This window comes from Streptomyces sp. NPDC026417 (assembly GCF_055567695.1).
The window spans coordinates 116,208-133,178 of record NZ_JBVHPY010000016.1 but is presented as its reverse complement, the minus strand read 5'-3'; the positions used below and the strand labels follow the sequence as shown (position 1 = coordinate 133,178).

General features: G+C 70.2%; 15 protein-coding genes. 6 read left to right on the top strand and 9 right to left on the bottom strand.

Going from position 1 to position 16,971, the window contains the following annotated elements; genetic code table 11:
• Window positions 1-94: 94 nt before the first annotated feature.
• Window positions 95-451, bottom strand: a complete 357-nt coding sequence (locus ACZ4NT_RS24665) for a DUF192 domain-containing protein (protein WP_121405740.1) — start codon at window positions 449-451, stop codon at window positions 95-97.
• Between the two features lie 332 nt (window positions 452-783).
• A complete protein-coding gene (gene mgrA / locus ACZ4NT_RS24660; RefSeq protein ID WP_467727617.1) occupies window positions 784-1,824 on the bottom strand; it encodes an L-glyceraldehyde 3-phosphate reductase in 1,041 nt (346 codons plus the stop codon).
• Between the two features lie 143 nt (window positions 1,825-1,967).
• On the opposite strand from mgrA, the gene ACZ4NT_RS24655 reads away from it, so the two are divergent.
• The 4 genes from ACZ4NT_RS24655 (at window position 1,968) to ACZ4NT_RS24640 (ending at window position 7,022) form a co-directional block, all read left to right on the top strand.
• On the top strand, window positions 1,968-2,741 hold the full coding sequence (locus ACZ4NT_RS24655; RefSeq protein WP_121405742.1) for an isoprenyl transferase: 774 nt from the start codon (window positions 1,968-1,970) through the stop codon (window positions 2,739-2,741).
• A 298-nt stretch (window positions 2,742-3,039) separates the two neighbouring features.
• Window positions 3,040-4,365, top strand: coding sequence for a PhoH family protein (locus tag ACZ4NT_RS24650; RefSeq protein WP_121405743.1), 1,326 nt, complete (start codon window positions 3,040-3,042; stop codon window positions 4,363-4,365).
• Window positions 4,366-4,792: 427 nt separating this feature from the next.
• Window positions 4,793-5,491, top strand: a complete 699-nt coding sequence (locus ACZ4NT_RS24645; protein WP_467727615.1) for an aggregation-promoting factor C-terminal-like domain-containing protein — start codon at window positions 4,793-4,795, stop codon at window positions 5,489-5,491.
• A gap of 148 nt (window positions 5,492-5,639) precedes the next feature.
• Entirely contained in the window at window positions 5,640-7,022 is a 1,383-nt protein-coding gene (locus tag ACZ4NT_RS24640; protein WP_121405745.1) for an AI-2E family transporter, read from the top strand.
• 70 nt (window positions 7,023-7,092) lie between these two features.
• On the opposite strand, the gene ACZ4NT_RS24635 is transcribed toward ACZ4NT_RS24640, so the two are convergent.
• Both ACZ4NT_RS24635 and ACZ4NT_RS24630 read right to left on the bottom strand, forming a co-directional pair.
• Window positions 7,093-7,626: an alkyl hydroperoxide reductase gene (locus ACZ4NT_RS24635; RefSeq protein WP_121405746.1), complete on the bottom strand. Its 534-nt coding sequence runs from the start codon at window positions 7,624-7,626 to the stop codon at window positions 7,093-7,095.
• 5 nt (window positions 7,627-7,631) lie between these two features.
• Window positions 7,632-8,186: a peroxiredoxin gene (locus ACZ4NT_RS24630; protein WP_121405747.1), complete on the bottom strand. Its 555-nt coding sequence runs from the start codon at window positions 8,184-8,186 to the stop codon at window positions 7,632-7,634.
• A 277-nt stretch (window positions 8,187-8,463) separates the two neighbouring features.
• Between ACZ4NT_RS24630 and ACZ4NT_RS24625 the strand changes: the two genes are divergently transcribed.
• Complete coding sequence (locus ACZ4NT_RS24625) at window positions 8,464-9,360, top strand: LysR substrate-binding domain-containing protein (RefSeq protein WP_121406412.1); 897 nt, start codon at window positions 8,464-8,466, stop codon at window positions 9,358-9,360.
• A gap of 24 nt (window positions 9,361-9,384) precedes the next feature.
• Here the strand turns inward: ACZ4NT_RS24625 and ACZ4NT_RS24620 are convergent, their stop codons facing one another.
• The 5 genes from ACZ4NT_RS24620 to ACZ4NT_RS24600 all read right to left on the bottom strand — a co-directional run bounded on the left by ACZ4NT_RS24620 (window position 9,385) and on the right by ACZ4NT_RS24600 (window position 14,261).
• Complete coding sequence (locus tag ACZ4NT_RS24620) at window positions 9,385-11,721, bottom strand: ABC transporter permease (protein WP_467727612.1); 2,337 nt, start codon at window positions 11,719-11,721, stop codon at window positions 9,385-9,387.
• On the bottom strand, window positions 11,718-12,407 hold the full coding sequence (locus ACZ4NT_RS24615; protein WP_121405749.1) for an ABC transporter ATP-binding protein: 690 nt from the start codon (window positions 12,405-12,407) through the stop codon (window positions 11,718-11,720). The genes ACZ4NT_RS24620 and ACZ4NT_RS24615 overlap by 4 nt, the downstream gene beginning before the upstream one ends.
• The gene (locus tag ACZ4NT_RS24610) at window positions 12,404-12,928 is read right to left on the bottom strand and encodes a PadR family transcriptional regulator (protein ID WP_121405750.1); all 525 of its coding nucleotides are present in this window, start codon (window positions 12,926-12,928) and stop codon (window positions 12,404-12,406) included. Before ACZ4NT_RS24610 ends, ACZ4NT_RS24615 begins: the two co-directional genes overlap by 4 nt.
• Window positions 12,929-13,050: 122 nt before the next feature.
• Window positions 13,051-13,317, bottom strand: coding sequence for a type II toxin-antitoxin system antitoxin (locus tag ACZ4NT_RS24605; protein ID WP_467727610.1), 267 nt, complete (start codon window positions 13,315-13,317; stop codon window positions 13,051-13,053).
• On the bottom strand, window positions 13,314-14,261 hold the full coding sequence (locus tag ACZ4NT_RS24600; protein WP_121405752.1) for an SPFH domain-containing protein: 948 nt from the start codon (window positions 14,259-14,261) through the stop codon (window positions 13,314-13,316). Before ACZ4NT_RS24600 ends, ACZ4NT_RS24605 begins: the two co-directional genes overlap by 4 nt.
• Window positions 14,262-14,571: 310 nt before the next feature.
• Here ACZ4NT_RS24600 and ACZ4NT_RS24595 point away from each other — a divergent pair, with 310 nt between their 5' ends.
• A complete protein-coding gene (locus ACZ4NT_RS24595) occupies window positions 14,572-16,854 on the top strand; it encodes a transglycosylase domain-containing protein (RefSeq protein WP_121406413.1) in 2,283 nt (760 codons plus the stop codon).
• The last annotated feature ends 117 nt before the right edge of the window (window positions 16,855-16,971 follow it).

The window sequence follows — 16,971 nt, the reverse complement described above, 5'->3', positions numbered from 1 at the left end:
TAGGTTCAGACCAAGGTAATTCGCGTGAGCAAAGCTGCGCGTGTGGCACCGCGCAGTGGAGGGGGCTGCGCGGTGCCGACTTCCTTTCTCCGGCCTACGCCGTGCCGTCCGGACGGCCGGCACCCCGGACCTCGATGCGCACCCCGCGCCGCACCCCCCAGCGCTCCATCGCCCCGGCCTCCGCCTCCAGGACGTGCCGGCACCGCAGGCGCGGCAGGCCGAGCCGGCCCGGACGCATCGTCCGCACGGCCGTCACCCGCAAGGTCCGGTCCAGATAGGCGACGTCGATCGCGAACCGCATCCCCAGGGTGTGCACCGCCTGCGCCGGACTCAGCAGCAGTGCCCCTTCGATCCCGTCCCGCCCGAGCAGACCGCGGCGTCTCGCCCGCGCCGACTCCGCGAGTTCCAGCGGCACGGGCGCGCTCGTCCCGGGCGCGGTGAAGGTGGCCATGGCTGCGAAGGTAGCGACGGCGTCAAGCGGGCGTCGCGACGCGTGTCACCCACCCGGAGGACGGCGGACCGGGTGTCCCGCTCGCCTCACAGGTGCGCGCGAACCCCCGAAACCTCCACGGATTCCCCTTGATTGCCTTGGAATCCGCTGTGATTCGGCCATGAACAGGCCCTGAATCGCTGGTTCCGCGCCCATCCCGGCGTCGCCGGGCGACTGCGGAGAGTAGTTGTGGCACGCCGATGCACGCAGCATCACTTACGAAGGGTTATGGTGGAAACCCCCCCTCGGGCCGGTCCGTCTCCCCCCCACGGACCGGCCCGTTTTTTATGCCCTCAGGACCGCCCGGCCCAGATGTTGGTGCCCGGCGTCGACACGGCGAACGTGTCGATCTCCTTCAGCTCCTCGTCCGTGAGCTTCGGCGCGCTGAGCGCGGCCACGTTCTCCTCCAGCTGGCGCACGCTGGAGGCGCCGATCAGTGCGGAGGTCATGCGCTCGTCGCGCAGCACCCAGGTGAGCGCGAGCTGGGCGAGGGACTGGCCGCGGCGGGCCGCGATGTCGTTCAGGCCGTTCAGCCGGCGGAGGACCTCGGTGTCGGACGCCAGGCCCGGGTCGAGCGACTTGCCCTGCGTGGCGCGCGACCCCTCGGGGACGCCCTTCAGGTACTTGCCCGTCAGCAGGCCCTGGGCGAGCGGCACGAAGGAGATGCAGCCCATGCCGGCCGCCTCCAGCGTGTCGAGCAGGCCGTCGTCCTCGGTCCAGCGGTTGATCATGGAGTACGACGGCTGGTGGATGAGCGGGCGTACGCCCATCTCCGTCAGCAGCCTGGCCGCCTCGGCGGTCTGCTCGCTCGTATAGGAGGAGATGCCGACGTACAGCGCCTTGCCCTGCCGGACCGCGGACGCCAGCGCACCCATCGTCTCCTCCAGCGGGGTGGCCGGATCGAAGCGGTGCGAGTAGAAGATGTCGACGTAGTCCACGCCCATCCGCTGCAGCGAGGCGTCCAGCGACGACAGCAGGTACTTGCGGGACCCCCACTCCCCGTACGGGCCGGGGTGCATGAGATAGCCCGCCTTGGTCGAGATGACCAGCTCGTCCCGGTACGGTGCGAAGTCCTGACGCAGCAGCTTGCCGAAGTTGAGTTCGGCGGAGCCGGGCGGCGGCCCGTAGTTGTTCGCCAGGTCGAAGTGGGTGACGCCGAGGTCGAAGGCGCGGCGCAGGAGGGCGCGCTGGGAGTCGAGCGCCCGGTCGTCGCCGAAGTTGTGCCAGAGGCCGAGCGAGAGGGCGGGCAGCTTCAGGCCGCTGCGGCCCGAGCGGCGGTATTCCATGGAGTCGTACCGCTCGGTCGCCGCGCGGTACAGGGGGGAGTCGTTCATGGACACGAAAGTACGTCAGCCCACTGACACCCCCGGGCCGGGCCCCGGCGGCACGGGGGTAGGCTTCGCCTCCGGGGACCGCCATATGGACAGGGATTGCGCCCGCTCGCCCCTGTCTGATCGCACGGAGGGGCTGACAACACGTGACCTTGCGCGACAACCTGCGCCGTCTGCTGGTCAGGTTCTACACACGCAGGGTGGAAGGCCACCTCGACCACGACCAGGTGCCCAAGCACATCGGCGTCATCATGGACGGCAACCGGCGCTGGGCGAAGGCCGCGGGCAGCACCGCGGCCCAGGGCCACCGGGCCGGGGCGGACAAGATCGAGGAGTTCCTCGGCTGGTGCTCCGAGACCGATGTCGAGGTCGTCACCCTCTGGCTGCTCTCCACGGACAACTTCGACCGTCCCAAGGAGGAGCTGGTCCCGCTCCTGGAGATCATCGAAGGCGTCGTCCGCACCCTCGCCGCCGACGGCCGCTGGCGCGTCCACCACGTGGGCACGCCCGACATCCTGCCCTCGCAGATGCAGACCGTCCTCAAGGAGGCCGAGGAGACCACCGCCCACGTCGACGGGATAGTGGTCAACGTCGCGATCGGCTACGGCGGCCGGCAGGAGATCGCCGACGCCGTGCGCTCCATGCTCCTTGACGCCGCCGACAAGGGCACCGCGATCGCGGACCTCGCCGAGTCCGTCGACGTCGACCTGATCGGCAAGCACCTCTACACGGGTGCCCAGCCCGACCCCGACCTGGTGATCCGCACCAGCGGCGAGCAGCGCCTGTCCGGATTCATGCTGTGGCAGACGGCCCACTCGGAGTACTACTTCTGTGAGGTCTTCTGGCCGGCCTTCCGCAAGGTCGACTTCCTGCGCGCTCTGCGCGACTACGCGGCGCGACACCGGCGCTACGGCGGCTGACGCCGGAGTACCCCCGGGACGCCGGTCATCAGGAGTTAACGAACGCGCCGTCATGCCCTGTGGCATGGCGGCGCCCGTTCGAGGGCATAAAGCCTCCAGGTCGACACCCGAACCACGGGTGTCGGATCTCAGCGGACGGCACGGGGCCGTCCGCCCGGGAGGCCCTTTGCACCAGCCCGACCGTGTGGTCAGCACGGACGAAGCGGAGGGCCGGTCCCCGGCCCGCGCAGCGTGGCCCGAGACCGGTCCAGATCTCCTTCGTCGCTCCCCGACCTCATCCGAGGGGGTACGTCCTTCCGTGGTGACCAGCGCAAAGCGCCACAAGCCAGACCGGCGCACCTATGTTCTCGACACCAGCGTCCTGCTGGCCGATCCGCACGCGATGAACCGCTTCGACGAGCACGAAGTCGTGCTGCCGATCGTGGTGGTCACGGAACTGGAGGCCAAGCGGCACCATCCCGAGCTCGGTTACTTCGCCCGGCAGGCCCTGCGGCTGCTCGACGAGTTCCGGGTGCGGCACGGCCGGCTCGACGCCCCGATTCCGGTCGGGGACCTCGGCGGGACCGTTCGCGTCGAGCTCAACCACTCGGACCCCAGCATCCTGCCCAGCGGCTACCGCCTGGGGGACAACGACTCCCGCATCCTCGCGGTTGCCCGCAACCTGCAGGCCGAGGGATACGACGTCACCGTCGTGTCCAAGGACCTGCCGCTGCGGATCAAGGCGTCGTCCGTCGGGCTCCTCGCCGAGGAGTACCGGGCGGAACTCGCCGTCACGGGCTCGTCGGGCTGGACCGGGATGTCCGAGCTGACGCTGCCGGGCGAGCAGGTGGACGTCCTCTTCGAGGAGGGGCACGCCTACGTCCCGGAAGCGGCCGAGCTGCCGGTGCACACGGGCCTGACGATCCAGTCGGAGCGCGGCAAGGCGCTGGGGCGGGTCACGCCCGAGGGCAACGTCCGCCTCGTCCGCGGCGATCGCGAGGCCTTCGGCATCAAGGGGCGGAGTGCCGAGCAGCGCATCGCGCTCGACCTCCTGCTCGATCCGGACATCGGGATCGTGTCGATGGGCGGCCGGGCCGGCACCGGTAAATCCGCGCTCGCGCTCTGCGCGGGCCTGGAGGCCGTCCTGGAGCGGCGCCAGCACCAGAAGGTGATGGTCTTCCGTCCGCTGTACGCGGTCGGCGGGCAGGAACTGGGCTACCTGCCCGGCTCCGAGTCCGAGAAGATGAGCCCCTGGGCGCAGGCGGTGTTCGACACCCTCTCCGCGGTCACCAGCCGCGAGGTCATCGAGGAGGTCACCGCGCGCGGGATGCTGGAGGTCCTCCCGCTCACGCACATCCGCGGCCGCTCCCTCCATGACGCCTTCGTGATCGTGGACGAGGCCCAGTCACTGGAAAGGAACGTGCTGCTGACCGTGCTGTCCCGGATCGGGGCCAACTCGCGGGTCGTACTGACCCATGACGTGGCACAGCGGGACAACCTGCGCGTCGGCCGGTACGACGGAGTGGTCGCCGTCGTCGAGAAACTGAAGGGCCATCCGCTCTTCGCGCACGTCACCCTCAACCGGTCCGAGAGGTCCCAGATTGCCGCGCTTGTGACCGAAATGCTGGAGGACGGACACATCTAGAACACCCCGCCCCCTACCGTCCAACCTGGGGCATATACGGGTCGGTTGACGCCGTCCGGCAAAGGCGAAGAGCCTAGCCGGGCGGCGTCTTGGCGCGTGCTCGTTTCCGAAAAACTCGTGAGGCAAACGAGGTGTGAGCTTTCACACGCAACACAGAATTGCCTTGCGGCGTCGGGGTACGGCAGAGTCTCACTCCTGTCAGGCCCCGCATACGACACAGGTGTACCCCCAGCGGTACGGCACAACAGGAACCACCAGAACTCCATAGAGCCGTCGTATGCCGCCCGAGCACCACGCGGCGCTCCCCGCAAGGGAGTTGCCCACCGGGTCCGTGCCTCCCGTGACCCCGCAGTTGGGAGGCCAGCGCCAGGGGCACGATTGCGTCCGCGAGGGTCACCTACAGCGGGCGATGCTGGAAGGAAACCGAGTGAGCCGGATTTCGGTCCGGGGATTCGCAGTGGCCTCGGCCACCGCGGTCACCGCTGTTGGCGCCGTCACCGGTGTTGCCGCGGGCAGCACCGCGCAGTCCCCCAACGACGCCGAGGCGACGGCCAGCGACGCGACGCTCCTCGCGGACATCCCCGCGGGACAGCAGGCTCAGGTGCAAACCGCATCCCTGACCCAGCAGGCCGACGCACAGGCCATCGCCGCGGACGCCAGCGCCAAGAAGGACGCGGAGGAAGCGGCCCGCAAGCAGGCCGCCGAGGACGCGATCGCCAAGCAGAAGGCCGCGGAGAAGGCCGAGAAGGAGGCGAAGGAGCGCAAGGAGGCGGAGGCCAAGGCCACCCGCTCCACCACGCGCGACGTCTCCAGCTTCTCCGTCCAGAGCTCGTACACCGTCGCGCAGATCCAGGCGATGGCGCGCCAGATGGTGCCGAGCGCTCAGTTCCAGTGCTTCAGCAACATCGTGGACCACGAGTCCAGCTGGAACTACAAGGCGGTCAACGCCTCTTCCGGTGCCTACGGTCTCTTCCAGGCACTGCCCGGCTCGAAGATGTCGTCCGTCGGCTCCGACTGGCAGACGAACCCGGCCACCCAGATCAAGTGGGGCCTCAACTACATGGACAGCCGCTACGGCAGCCCGTGCGAGGCCTGGTCGTTCTGGCAGGCCAACCACTGGTACTAGGCGGCCCGCCGCACGGCGGCTCAACCTCGCGAAGCCCCTCACCGTCCTTGGGTGAGGGGCTTCGGCCGTGCCGGGGCCCGGGGATGTACGGTCGGACGGAACGACTCCGGGGGGAGTGGTGGGGAGCAACGGGGGAAGAGGACGGATCATGTCGCGAGTGCCCAGATGGCTCGGTCGTATCGGCGCAGGACTGACCGAGTTGGGAGAGCGGTTGGACGAGCGCCGCGCCGAGGTCGAGCGGGAAACACAGGGGGAGCAGGACGCGGACACCCCCCGCAGCTCCGCGGAGGCCGGCCCCGGCAACCGCGAGCCGAGCCGTGTCCGGAAGACCGGTACGGCCGGCGGCGAGGAGCCCGCGGCTCCCGGCTCCGAGGACGCCGAACCCGCCGCCCCCGAGCAGGTCCCGGCGCCTCCTCTCTACGCGCCTGCCGTGGCGGCCCGGCCCGAGCCCTCCGCGGCCGTGCCGTGGGGCATGCGGGTCGCCGCCGAGGCCGGCTGGCGCCTGCTCGTCCTGGCGGGCACCGTGTGGGTGCTGATGCGGGTCATCAGCGCCGTCCAGCTGGTGGTGCTCGCCTTCGTCGCGGCTCTGCTGATCACGGCGCTGCTCCAGCCCACGGTGGCCCGGCTGCGCCGGCACGGCGTCCCGCGCGGGCTGGCCACGGCGCTCACCGCGATCCTCGGCTTCGTGGTCATGGGCCTGGTCGGCTGGTTCGTGGTCTGGCAGGTCATGGAGAACATCGACAACCTCTCCAGCCAGGTCCAGGACGGCATCGACGAGCTGCGCAAGTGGCTGCTGAACAGCCCGTTCCACGTGACCGACAAGCAGATCAACGAGATAGCCAAGAACCTGCGCGAGGCGGTCGGCGCCAACACCGACCAGATCACGTCCGCAGGTCTGGAGGGCGTCACGGTCATCGTCGAGGCGCTGACCGGGATCCTGCTGACGATGTTCTCGACACTGTTCCTGCTGTACGACGGCAAGCGGATCTGGGAGTGGTCGCTCAAGCTGGTCCCGGCCGCCGCCCGTCCGGGTGTCGCCGGCGCGGGTCCGCGGGCCTGGCGCACGCTGACGGCCTACGTCCGGGGCACGGTGATCGTCGCCCTGATCGACGCCATCTTCATCGGCCTGGGCATCTACTTCCTCGACGTCCCGATGGCCGTACCGCTCGCGGTCTTCATCTTCCTCTTCGCCTTCATCCCGCTGGTGGGCGCGGTGGTGTCCGGCGCCCTCGCCGTCGTCGTCGCGCTCGTCACGCAGGGCGTGTTCGCGGCCGTCATGGTGCTCGCCGTGGTCCTCGCCGTGCAGCAGATCGAGGGGCACATCCTGCAGCCCTTCATCCTCGGGCGGGCGGTGCGGGTGCATCCCCTGGCGGTCGTCCTGTCCGTCGCGGCCGGCGGGATGATCGCGGGTATCGGCGGGGCGGTGGTGGCCGTGCCGCTGGTGGCGGTCACCAACACGGTCGTCGGCTACCTCCGCTCGTACACGGAGGAGACGGCCCTCCGCCAGGCCTCGCCCCCGCCGGACGCCTGACCGCTCCCGGCGCCGAACGCCCGAAGCCCCGTCCACCACACCGGTGGACGGGGCTTCGAAGCGAGGGGGACTACTCGGCGAGGACGGCTTCCGCGTCCAGCGTCGTACCGACCGCCTGGATCACCGAGGCGATCTTGACGGCCTCCTGGATCGTCTCGCGGTCGACACCGGCCTTGCGGAGCACCTGCTCGTGCGAGTCGAGGCACTGCCCGCAGCCGTTCACGGCCGAGACGGCGAGCGACCACAGCTCGAAGTCGACCTTCTCGACTCCCGGGTTGCCGATGACGTTCATCCGCAGTCCGGCGCGCAGCGTCCCGTACTCCGGGTCGGAGAGCAGGTGCCGCGTGCGGTAGAAGACGTTGTTCATCGCCATGATGGCCGCTGCCGACTTGGCGGCGGTGTACGCCTCCGGCGAGAGGTTCGCCTTGGCCTCCGGCTCCAGCTCGCGCAGCACGCGCGGCGACCGGGAGGCGATGGCGCAGGCGAGCACCGTGCCCCACAGCTGCTGCTGCGGAAGCTCGGAGTTGCCGATCACCGAACCGAGGTTCAGGCGGAGGTCCTTGGCGTAGTCCGGTATGGCGGACTTCAGTTCATCGAGGGCCATGAGGATCACTCACCGGCCAGCAGCGCGACCGGGTCGAGGGTGGTCTCGCCCTTGGTCCAGTTGCACGGGCACAGCTCGTCCGTCTGCAGGGCGTCCAGGACCCGCAGGACCTCCTTGGGGTTACGGCCGACGGAGCCGGCGGTCACCATGGAGAACTGGATCTCGTTGTTCTGGTCGACGATGAAGACGGCACGCTTGGCGAAGCCGTCCTCGCCCTCGATGCCGAGGTCGCGCATGAGCTCGTGCTTGGAGTCGGCCATCATCGGGAAGGGCAGGTCACGCAGGTCGTCGTGGTCCTTGCGCCAGGCGTGGTGGACGAACTCGGAGTCGCCGGAGAAGCCGAGGACCTGGGCGTCACGGTCGGCGAACTCGCTGTTCAGCTTGCCGAAGGCGGCGATCTCGGTCGGGCACACGAAGGTGAAGTCCTTGGGCCACGCGAAGATGACCTTCCACTGACCCTCGTAGGTCTTGTGGTTGATCTGCTGGAACTCCTCGCCCTTCTCCAGCGAGACGCAGGCGGTCAGGTCGAACTCGGGGAACTTGTCACCGACAGTGAGCACGCGCTCTCCTTGCAGCGAGGAAACAGCCCTTTTGAGGATGTTTCCCATGGGTTGGACGCCGATGATGTTGGCACAGGCTGCATTGATTAGTGAAATAGCTACACTCGGTCGTGTTGATCGGTGTCAGCTATCAGTAGCGGTGAGTGAGAGGCAGGTCATGGCACACGCCAAAAGCCCCGCGGGGTCCGTGGTCACCCCGGGAGCCAAGGGCTCCCTCGGGCCGAAGGCGTCCCTCGGCTCCAAGGGCAACGGGCGGCGCCAACCCAGCCTCGCCCAGCTGCGGGCCTTCGCCGCCGTCGCCGAGTACCTGCACTTCCGTGACGCCGCCGCCGCGATCGGGATGAGCCAGCCCGCCCTGTCGGGTGCGGTCTCCGCCCTCGAGGAGACCCTCGGGGTGACCCTGCTGGAGCGTACGACCCGCAAGGTGCTCCTCTCGCCCGAGGGTGAGCGGCTCGCCGTACGCGCCAAGGCCGTACTGGACGAGGTGGGGGCGCTGATGGAGGAGGCGGAGGCGGTGCGGGCGCCGTTCACGGGCGTACTCCGGCTCGGCGTGATCCCCACCGTGGCGCCCTATCTGCTGCCGACCGTCCTGAACCTGGTCCACGACCGCTACCCCGACCTGGACCTCCAGGTCCACGAGGAGCAGACGGCCAACCTGCTGGAGGGTCTCGCCGTGGGGCGGCTCGACCTGCTGCTGCTGGCGGTCCCGCTCGGCATGCCCGGCGTCGTCGAACTCCCGCTGTTCGACGAGGACTTCGTGCTGGTCACCCCGCTCGACCACTGGCTCGGCGGCAGGGAGGGCATCCCGCGGGAGGCACTGCGCGAGCTGAACCTGCTGTTGCTGGACGAGGGCCACTGCCTGCGCGACCAGGCCCTGGACATCTGCCGGGAGGCCGGCCGGGCCGACGCGCCCGTCACCACCACCGCCGCTGGACTCTCCACGCTGGTGCAGCTGGTGGCGGGCGGTCTCGGCGTGACCCTGCTGCCGAGGACGGCCGTGAAGGTCGAGACGACCCGCAGCAACCAGCTCCTCACCGGGTACTTCGCCGATCCGGCGCCCACCCGGCGGATCGCACTGGCGATGCGCGCCGGGGCCGCGCGCGGCGCCGAGTACGAGGAGTTGGCCGCGGCCCTGCGGCAGGCCCTGCGGCCCCTGCCCGTCCGGGTGCTCTGAGCCGGGACGGGCAGGGGCCGGGTGCTACTCGGTACGCAGCCCGTCCGGCCGCATCAGCCGCAGCAGCGGGGGCAGGCTCAGTACCGTCACCAGCAGGACGACCGCCGCACCGATGCCCGCCATCGACAGCACGCTCGGCCAGTCCACGGACACCGAGGTGCCGGTCATCTTCAGCAGGACGGTGCCCAGGGTCAGCCCCACCGTGGCGGCGAGCAGCAGGCCCAGGCCGATCGGGATCGCGGTCTGCCAGAGCACGGAGAGGCTCAGCGTCCGGCGCCGGGTGCCGAAGGCGACCAGGGCCGACAGGAGCTTCTTGCGCTCGCGCAGCTGCTCCAGCTGCGAGACCAGCAGGCTCGCGCCGATCAGCACGAGGACGCAGGTCGCGCCGACGAACAGCCCGGTGCGGATGGAGGTGAAGCGTCCCGAACGTTCCGTCGCCGACCAGGAGTTGGCGTCCGTGAGCGGGCCGAGCGTCGCCGCCGTGTTCCGTACGAGATCGCGGACGTCCGGCACCGAGCCGTCGATCCGCAGGTAGAGCTGGCCCTCGACCGCCGAGACCGCCTTCGCGGGCAGGGCACCCGGGGTGATCAGGATGCCGCCGCGCTCCCACCCCGAGGGGTCCTCGCGCGGCCCCGCCTTCTTGAGCCCCCGGGGCACCGTCCAGGCGACCTCGCTGCGCCGGGGGCTGCCGCCGTAGGACGGGTCGATGTAGAGCGTGCGGCCGGGCTCGGCCATCGCGACGGTCCCGTCGTCGTACTGGGCGCCCTCCACGACGAAGATGTCGCCGTCGCGGCACGAGGTCAGCCGGGCCGCCTCGCGCAGGGCCGCGCAGTCGCCGACCGTCAGGTTCGAGGACAGCTCGGGGTCCTTGGCGCGTTCGCCGAGCGAGGCGTAGGACAGCGGCGTCACATGCCGTACGCCCGCGGTCCGTTCGAAGCGGCCGGCGGCTTCGGCGACGGGGACCTCGTGCGGCACGGTGACCTGCATCTGCGCCCGTGAGACGTCGTTGCGCGACTCCTTGGTGTAGTCGCCCTCCACGCCGGCGAAGAGCATCTGCAGGGCGATCGCCCCGGCCACCGCGACGGCGATCCCGTTGACCATCCGCGCCGCGCTGCCGCTGCTCAACTGCAGTCGGCGTACGGCCAGTTGCCAGGCCACTCCGCCGGAGTTCAGTCGGGCGACGACCGATTCGACCACCCAGGGCAGCAGCGCGGTGACACCGACCAGCAGCAGGATGACACCGCCGGCCACGAGATACTGGTTGAAGTTCCCGTTGTCCCGGCCCTGGCCGACCATCGGGTACAGCATGGCCAGTCCGCCCAGCGGCAGCAGCAGCCGCCACCACAGGCGGCGCCGGGCCGGCCGTGCCGTGCGCACGACCCCCAGCGGTTCGATGACGACTCCGCGCAGCGCGAAGAGCGTCACCGCGACCGCGGCGGCGGGGACGGCCACGGCGATCAGTGCGGCCAGCGCGGGAGTCGGGTTGAGGTCACCGGGGAACACGCTGATCTCGAAGAGCTCGATCATGCCCGCGAGTTGCCGGCCCCCTAGGAAGAACCCGGCTCCGAAGACCAGTCCGGCGAGCGCTCCCGCCAGGGCCTCGCCGGCCGCGATCCGGCGGGTCATCCGCCCGTCGGCGCCGACCAGCCGCAGCGCCGCCAGCCTGCGGTCGCGCCGCTCGCCGCCGAAGCGCACCGCCGCGGCGATGAACACCCCGACCGGCATCAGCAGCACCACGAAGACGATCAGGATGAGCAGCAGCAGGACCGGATCGAGGTCCTCGCCCTGTTGGGTCGACCCGAAGGAGTCGATGCGCTCGATCCGGACGGCGCTCGACCGCCCGGTCGCCGACAGGTCCCGGGTCCCCGCGTAGAAGACGAGTTCGTGCGGGCCGACCAGTCCCGCGTCGCCGACCGTCCCGGTGATCCGGTACGGCAGCCGCTCGCGCAGCAGCCTGCCCTCGGCGGACTTCAGCAGCCGGTCCAGGTCGGGGGAGACGACCATCTCGCCGGCCGCGGGGAACGCCCGGACGCCGGGCGGCAGCGGCGCCCGCGGCCCCTCGGGCTGCAGCAGCCGGCCGCGCACGTCCGCGGAGCGGAACGTGGTGTCGGCGGCGCCCACGAGCAGCGTGCGGTCGGTCTTCCGCGCGACCACCGAGCTGAACGTCATGTCGTTGCGGGCGCGTTCCCGGTCGTGCCGGGCGCCCAGGGCGCTCGGCAGGGCCGTCGTGAGCAGCAGCAGCGCCACGCCCAGCCCCACGCCGACGGCCGTCAGCAGGACGCGCACCCAGCCCTCGCGGCCGCCGGTGACCGCGAACCTGGCGCCCATGGCCAGGTCCCGGGTCCACTGGCGGGCGCTCATACGACGCGCTCCATGTCGCGGGACCTGCCGTCGCGTACGACGATCTCGCGGTCGGAGTAGGCGGCCACCCGGGCCTCGTGCGTGACGAGGACGACGGCGGCGTTGGTCGAGCGGGCGGCGTCCGTGAGGAGTTCCATCACGCGCTCGCCGTTGAGCGAGTCCAGGGCGCCCGTCGGCTCGTCGGCGAACAGCACGCGGGGGCTGGTGACCAGCGACCGGGCGACGGCGACCCGCTGGCCCTGGCCGCCGGAGACCTCGCCGGGCCGCTTGGCCGCGAGGCCGTCGACCTCCAGGCGCTCCATCCAGGACAGGGCGGTGCGCTCGGCCTCCTTGCGGCCGGTGCCGTTCAGCCGCAGGGGCAGGGCGACGTTCTCGACGCAGGTCAGCTCCGGGACGAGCTGGCCGAACTGGAACACGAACCCGAAGTCGCTGCGCCGCAGAGCGCTGCGCCGGGCGTCGCTCATGCCTGCCAGCTCCTGGCCGTTGTACGTGATGGAGCCCGAGTCGGGCGGCACGATGCCGGCCAGGCAGTGCAGCAGCGTGGACTTGCCGGAACCGGAGGGGCCCATCACGGCGACGACCTCGCCCGGGTGGATGGAGAACTCGGCGCCGTCGAGGGCGGTGGTCGGACCGTAGGTCTTGCGGAGGTCCGTGGCCGTCAGCAGGGAGCCCGGGGGAGGAGTCATCGGGTCACCGCCTCGGCGAGCTTGTCGAGGCGCGCCGCGGTGAGTTCGAGCCAGCGCAGATCGGCCTCCAGGTGGAAGAGCGCGTGGTCGCAGATCAGCTGGTCCGCGAGGTCGCCCCGGCGCTTGCGGTCGGTGAGGATCCGCATCATCCGCAGGTGCTCGGCGCGCTGCGTGTCGAGGATCTCCGCCGCGTCGCGATGGGTGAGCAGCGCCAGGACGACCTTCGTGTACAGGGTCGACTGGAGGTACGGCTCGGGGGGCTCGGGAGTCGCGAGCCAGCGCTGGACATCGGTGATGCCCGCCTCGGTGATCGCGTACCGCTTGCGTTCCGGGCCGTCGCCCGCCTCGATCCCGTCGACCTCGACGAGGCCGTTCTTCAGCAGGCGGGACATCGTCGAGTAGACCTGGCCGTAGTGCAGGGACCGGTCGTGACCGAACTTTTCGTCGAAGGCCCGCTTGAGGTCGTAGCCGTGGCGGGGCCCGGACTCGAGGAGTCCCAGGAGTGTGTGACCGATGGACATGCGCCGCACTCTACACACGGCGTATACACCCCGCGTATACACACGGCGAACAGTCGCCCGCGGAGCGTGCTTCCCTCCAGGTCGGAGGGCATTGTCACGGTTCCGTCACCGGACTTCCGGCGCTACTCCTCCGGGTCTTCGGAGGGGGCCGCCGGAGGCCGGCCCCGGCGCGGGATCGGGCCGGCCGCGCCGGGCAGCCGCCCGGCCTCCGCCAGGGCCCTCCGCAGCAGGAACTCGATCTGGGCATTGGTCGACCGCAGCTCGTCCCCGGCCCAGCGGGCCAGTGCGTCGTGGACGAGCGGGTCCAGCCGCAGCAGCACCTGCTTGCGCTGCTGCGGCCGTCGCTTGGGCGGCCCTTCCCCGGGAGCGCCCTCCGAAGGAGCCGTCACTGGTAGAGGGACCCCGTGTTCAGGACGGGCTGCGCCGCGCGGTCCCCGCACAGCACCACCATCAGGTTCGACACCATGGCCGCCTTCCGCTCGGAGTCCAGCTCCACGATTTCCCGCTCGGCGATCCGGGCGATCGCCGCCTCGACCATCCCGACCGCACCGTCGACGATCTGCCGCCGCGCCGCCACGACGGCTCCCGCCTGCTGGCGCTGGAGCATCGCCGACGCGATCTCGGGAGCGTACGCGAGGTGCGTGAACCGCGACTCGATGATCTGCACGCCGGCCGCCTCCACGCGCGCGTGGAGTTCGACGGCGAGCTTCTCGGTGATCTCCTCCGCGTTGCCGCGCAGCGACAGGCCGTCCTCGTCGTGCGCGTCGTACGGGTACTCGATGGCGATGTGCCGCACGGCCGCCTCGGTCTGGGTGGCGACGAACTCCAGGAAGTCGTCCACCTCGAAGCTGGCCTGCGCGGTGTCCTCCACCTTCCAGACCACGACCGCGGCGAGCTCGATCGGGTTGCCGTACGCGTCGTTGACCTTGAGGACGGCCGTCTCGTGGTTGCGGACCCGCGTCGAGATCTTGGTCCGCGAGGTCAGGGGGTTCACCCAGCGCAGTCCGTCCTGCCGGATCGTCCCCCGGTACCGCCCGAAGAGCTGCACCACCCGGGCCTCGCCGGGCGCCACCGTGTTCAGTCCGCACATGGCGAAGAAGGCGGCGACGCCGATCACGACACCGCCGGTGATCAGCGCGGCCTTGACGCCCGCCGCGGTGACCGTCGTGGCACCGGCGATCAGGCCGGCGCCCGCCAGCAGGCCCAGCAGGCCCAGCAGCAGCGCCAGCCCGCCGCCGATGCTGTGGGCGGCGAACTCCCGTACGCGCGGTGCGGGCATCTCGGGCAGGTCGGCGCCGGCTCCGGCGGCCTGTGCGGTCTCGTGTGCGGACATGGGTGTCCCCCCGTTCCGGCCGCACGGCGCAGATCCGTGCGGCACTGATTCTGCTCACTGCGTTCTATCTAAGTGATATCACTTTAACCGACTCGGCAACCTTCTCCGCCCATGGATCGTCGGTTCTTTTGGAGCGGGTGCTGATTCTCACGTCCGTAAAAGACCGGATCGGCTGCGCTTTGTCATACCGCGCGGTGTTAGCTTTCTGAGCTGACCTGAGCGACGAACCTGTGTGACGCACGAGCACGACGCGACACATGTGCGCGACACGACCACGCGACACGAGACCGAAGCGGAGCGGATCGGACCCATGGGACGAGCGGAAGAGAGACGAGCGCGGCAGCGCGGTGGCCGCCGCGCGGCGCCCAAGAGCTCGTCGTCCGGGGCCAAGGGGACGCGCGGAGGCATACGCCGCTTCTTCACCTGGAAGAAGGTCGTCGGCACGTTCTTCGGCCTGTGCCTGCTCGGCATGCTGGCCTTCGTCGTGCTGTACCTGGTCGTCGACGTCCCCAAGGGCAACGCGGCGGCACAGCTGCAGAGCAACGTCTACAAGTACAGCGACGGCAAGGTCCTGGCCCGCAACGGCGACGTGAACCGCGAGATCGTGGACCTCGCCGAGGTCCCCAAGAAGGTCCAGCGCACCTTCGTGGCCGCCGAGAACAAGTCCTTCTACAAGGACTCCGGCGTCGACTTCAAGGGCACCGCCCGCGGACTCGTCAACACCCTCTCGGGCAAGGGCAAGCAGGGTGGCTCGACGATCACCCAGCAGTACGTCAAGAACTACTACCTCACCCAGGACCAGACCGTCACGCGGAAGCTGAAGGAACTGGTCATCTCGCTCAAGGTGGACCGCCAGAAGTCCAAGGAGGACATCCTCGCGGGCTACATCAACACCAGCTACTACGGCCGGGGCGCCTACGGCATCCAGGCCGCGGCACAGGCCTACTACCAGGTGGACGCCAAGCGCCTCACGGTCCAGCAGGGCGCGTACCTCGCCTCGCTGCTCCAGGCCCCGAGCCAGTACGACTGGGCGGTCGCCACGGACACCGGCAAGAGGCTGGTGAAGAACCGCTGGAACTACACCCTCGACAACATGGTCGAGGAGGGCTGGCTGGACTCGGCCGAGCGCCAGGGCCTGACGTTCCCGAAGCCCAAGGACCCCAAGGGCGCACCGGGTATGGAGGGCCAGACCGGCTATCTGGTCGACGCGGCCAACAAGTCGCTGATGAAGCAGCTCGTCGCGCAGGGCTCCGCTGCCAACCTGGAGGACGCCGAGGCGAAGGTCGAGGCGGGCGGCTGGACGCTCACCCTGAACATCGACAAGAAGAAGCAGGACCAGCTGGAGAAGGCGGTCAAGACCCAGCTGACCAGCAAGCTGAACGCCAAGAAGCGGTCGGTCGACGGGGACGTGCAGGCGGGCGCCGCGTCCGTCGACCCCCGGACCGGCAAGGTCCTCGCGCTGTACGGCGGCAAGGACTACCTCAAGCACTACGTGAACAACGCGACGCGGCGCGACTACCAGCCGGCGTCGACCTTCAAGCCGCTCATCCTCGCGGCGGCCCTGGACCAGGACGCCCGGACGCAGGACGGCAAGCCGATCACGGCGAGCACCGTCTACGACGGCACGAGCAGGCGCCCCGTGGTGGACAACGGCACCAAGGTCGGGTTCGCACCCCCGAACGAGGACAACCAGAGCTACGGCGACGTCACCGTCCAGACCGCGATGAACAAGTCCGTCAACTCCGTCTTCGCGCAGATGGGCGTCGACGTCGGCATGGACGAGGTGCTGGAGACCGCGGGCGAGCTGGGCATGGACACCGAGGGCCTGGAGGCGGTGCCCGCACAGACCCTGGGCACCATGGGCGCCAGCCCCCTGGAGATGGCCGGCGTCTACGCCACCCTCGACAACCACGGCAAGAAGATCACCCCCGCCGTGGTGAAGAAGGCCGAGCACAAGGACTACGAGGTCCAGTTCCCGGACCCGATCGGGGAGCGGGTCGTCAGCCGGGAGGCCGCCGACACGGTCACCTCGGTGCTGACCGGCGTGGTCGACGACGGTACGGCCCGGCAGTCGGTCGCCCAGGCGGTGGACCGCAACGGCCAGCAGGTCGCCGGCAAGACGGGCACCTCCGACAACAACAAGTCGGCCTGGTTCACCGGCTACACGCCGAACCTGGTCACCTCCGTGGGCCTCTTCGGCGAGGACGCCAAGAAGCACACCCAGGTCACGCTGAAGGGCGCCACGGGTCTCATCCCGGGCAGCGGCCGGATCAACGGCGGCGGCTACCCCGCCCGGATATGGGCCTCGTACACCTTCGAGGCCATGGGCAAGGTCACCCGCTTCGACCTGGAGACCACCCAGGGAGCGGCGATCGCGCCGACCGAGGAGCCGTCGGCGACACCGACGCCGAGCGACACCCCGTCGGCGACCCCCTCGACCAAGGAGCCGACGACGGAGCCGCCGACCAGCGACAGCGCGACGCCGACGGACAAGCCCACCGGCAGACCGACGACCAAGCCGCCGGTCACGCCGAGTCCGTCGTCCAGCGTCGGGATCCCCGAGGACCCCTTGCGGCCCGACGACGAACGGTGAGCACACGAGGAGGGCGCCCGGCCACTTGGCCGGGTTGAATCCCCCCTCCCCCTTCGATGTGTCCCGTCGGTGGCTGTTTGGCCCAACACGGGGCGAGGGGGGCCGGGCAGGAAATTC

Coding starts and splice junctions, on each gene's coding strand:
- ACZ4NT_RS24665 (WP_121405740.1), bottom strand. CDS start 451: ATGGCCACCTTCACCGCGCCCGGGACGAGCGCGCCCGTGCCGCTGGAA.
- mgrA (WP_467727617.1), bottom strand. CDS start 1,824: ATGAACGACTCCCCCCTGTACCGCGCGGCGACCGAGCGGTACGACTCC.
- ACZ4NT_RS24640 (WP_121405745.1), top strand. CDS start 5,640: ATGTCGCGAGTGCCCAGATGGCTCGGTCGTATCGGCGCAGGACTGACC.
- ACZ4NT_RS24635 (WP_121405746.1), bottom strand. CDS start 7,626: ATGGCCCTCGATGAACTGAAGTCCGCCATACCGGACTACGCCAAGGAC.
- ACZ4NT_RS24620 (WP_467727612.1), bottom strand. CDS start 11,721: ATGAGCGCCCGCCAGTGGACCCGGGACCTGGCCATGGGCGCCAGGTTC.
- ACZ4NT_RS24615 (WP_121405749.1), bottom strand. CDS start 12,407: ATGACTCCTCCCCCGGGCTCCCTGCTGACGGCCACGGACCTCCGCAAG.
- ACZ4NT_RS24610 (WP_121405750.1), bottom strand. CDS start 12,928: ATGTCCATCGGTCACACACTCCTGGGACTCCTCGAGTCCGGGCCCCGC.
- ACZ4NT_RS24600 (WP_121405752.1), bottom strand. CDS start 14,261: ATGTCCGCACACGAGACCGCACAGGCCGCCGGAGCCGGCGCCGACCTG.
- ACZ4NT_RS24595 (WP_121406413.1), top strand. CDS start 14,572: ATGGGACGAGCGGAAGAGAGACGAGCGCGGCAGCGCGGTGGCCGCCGC.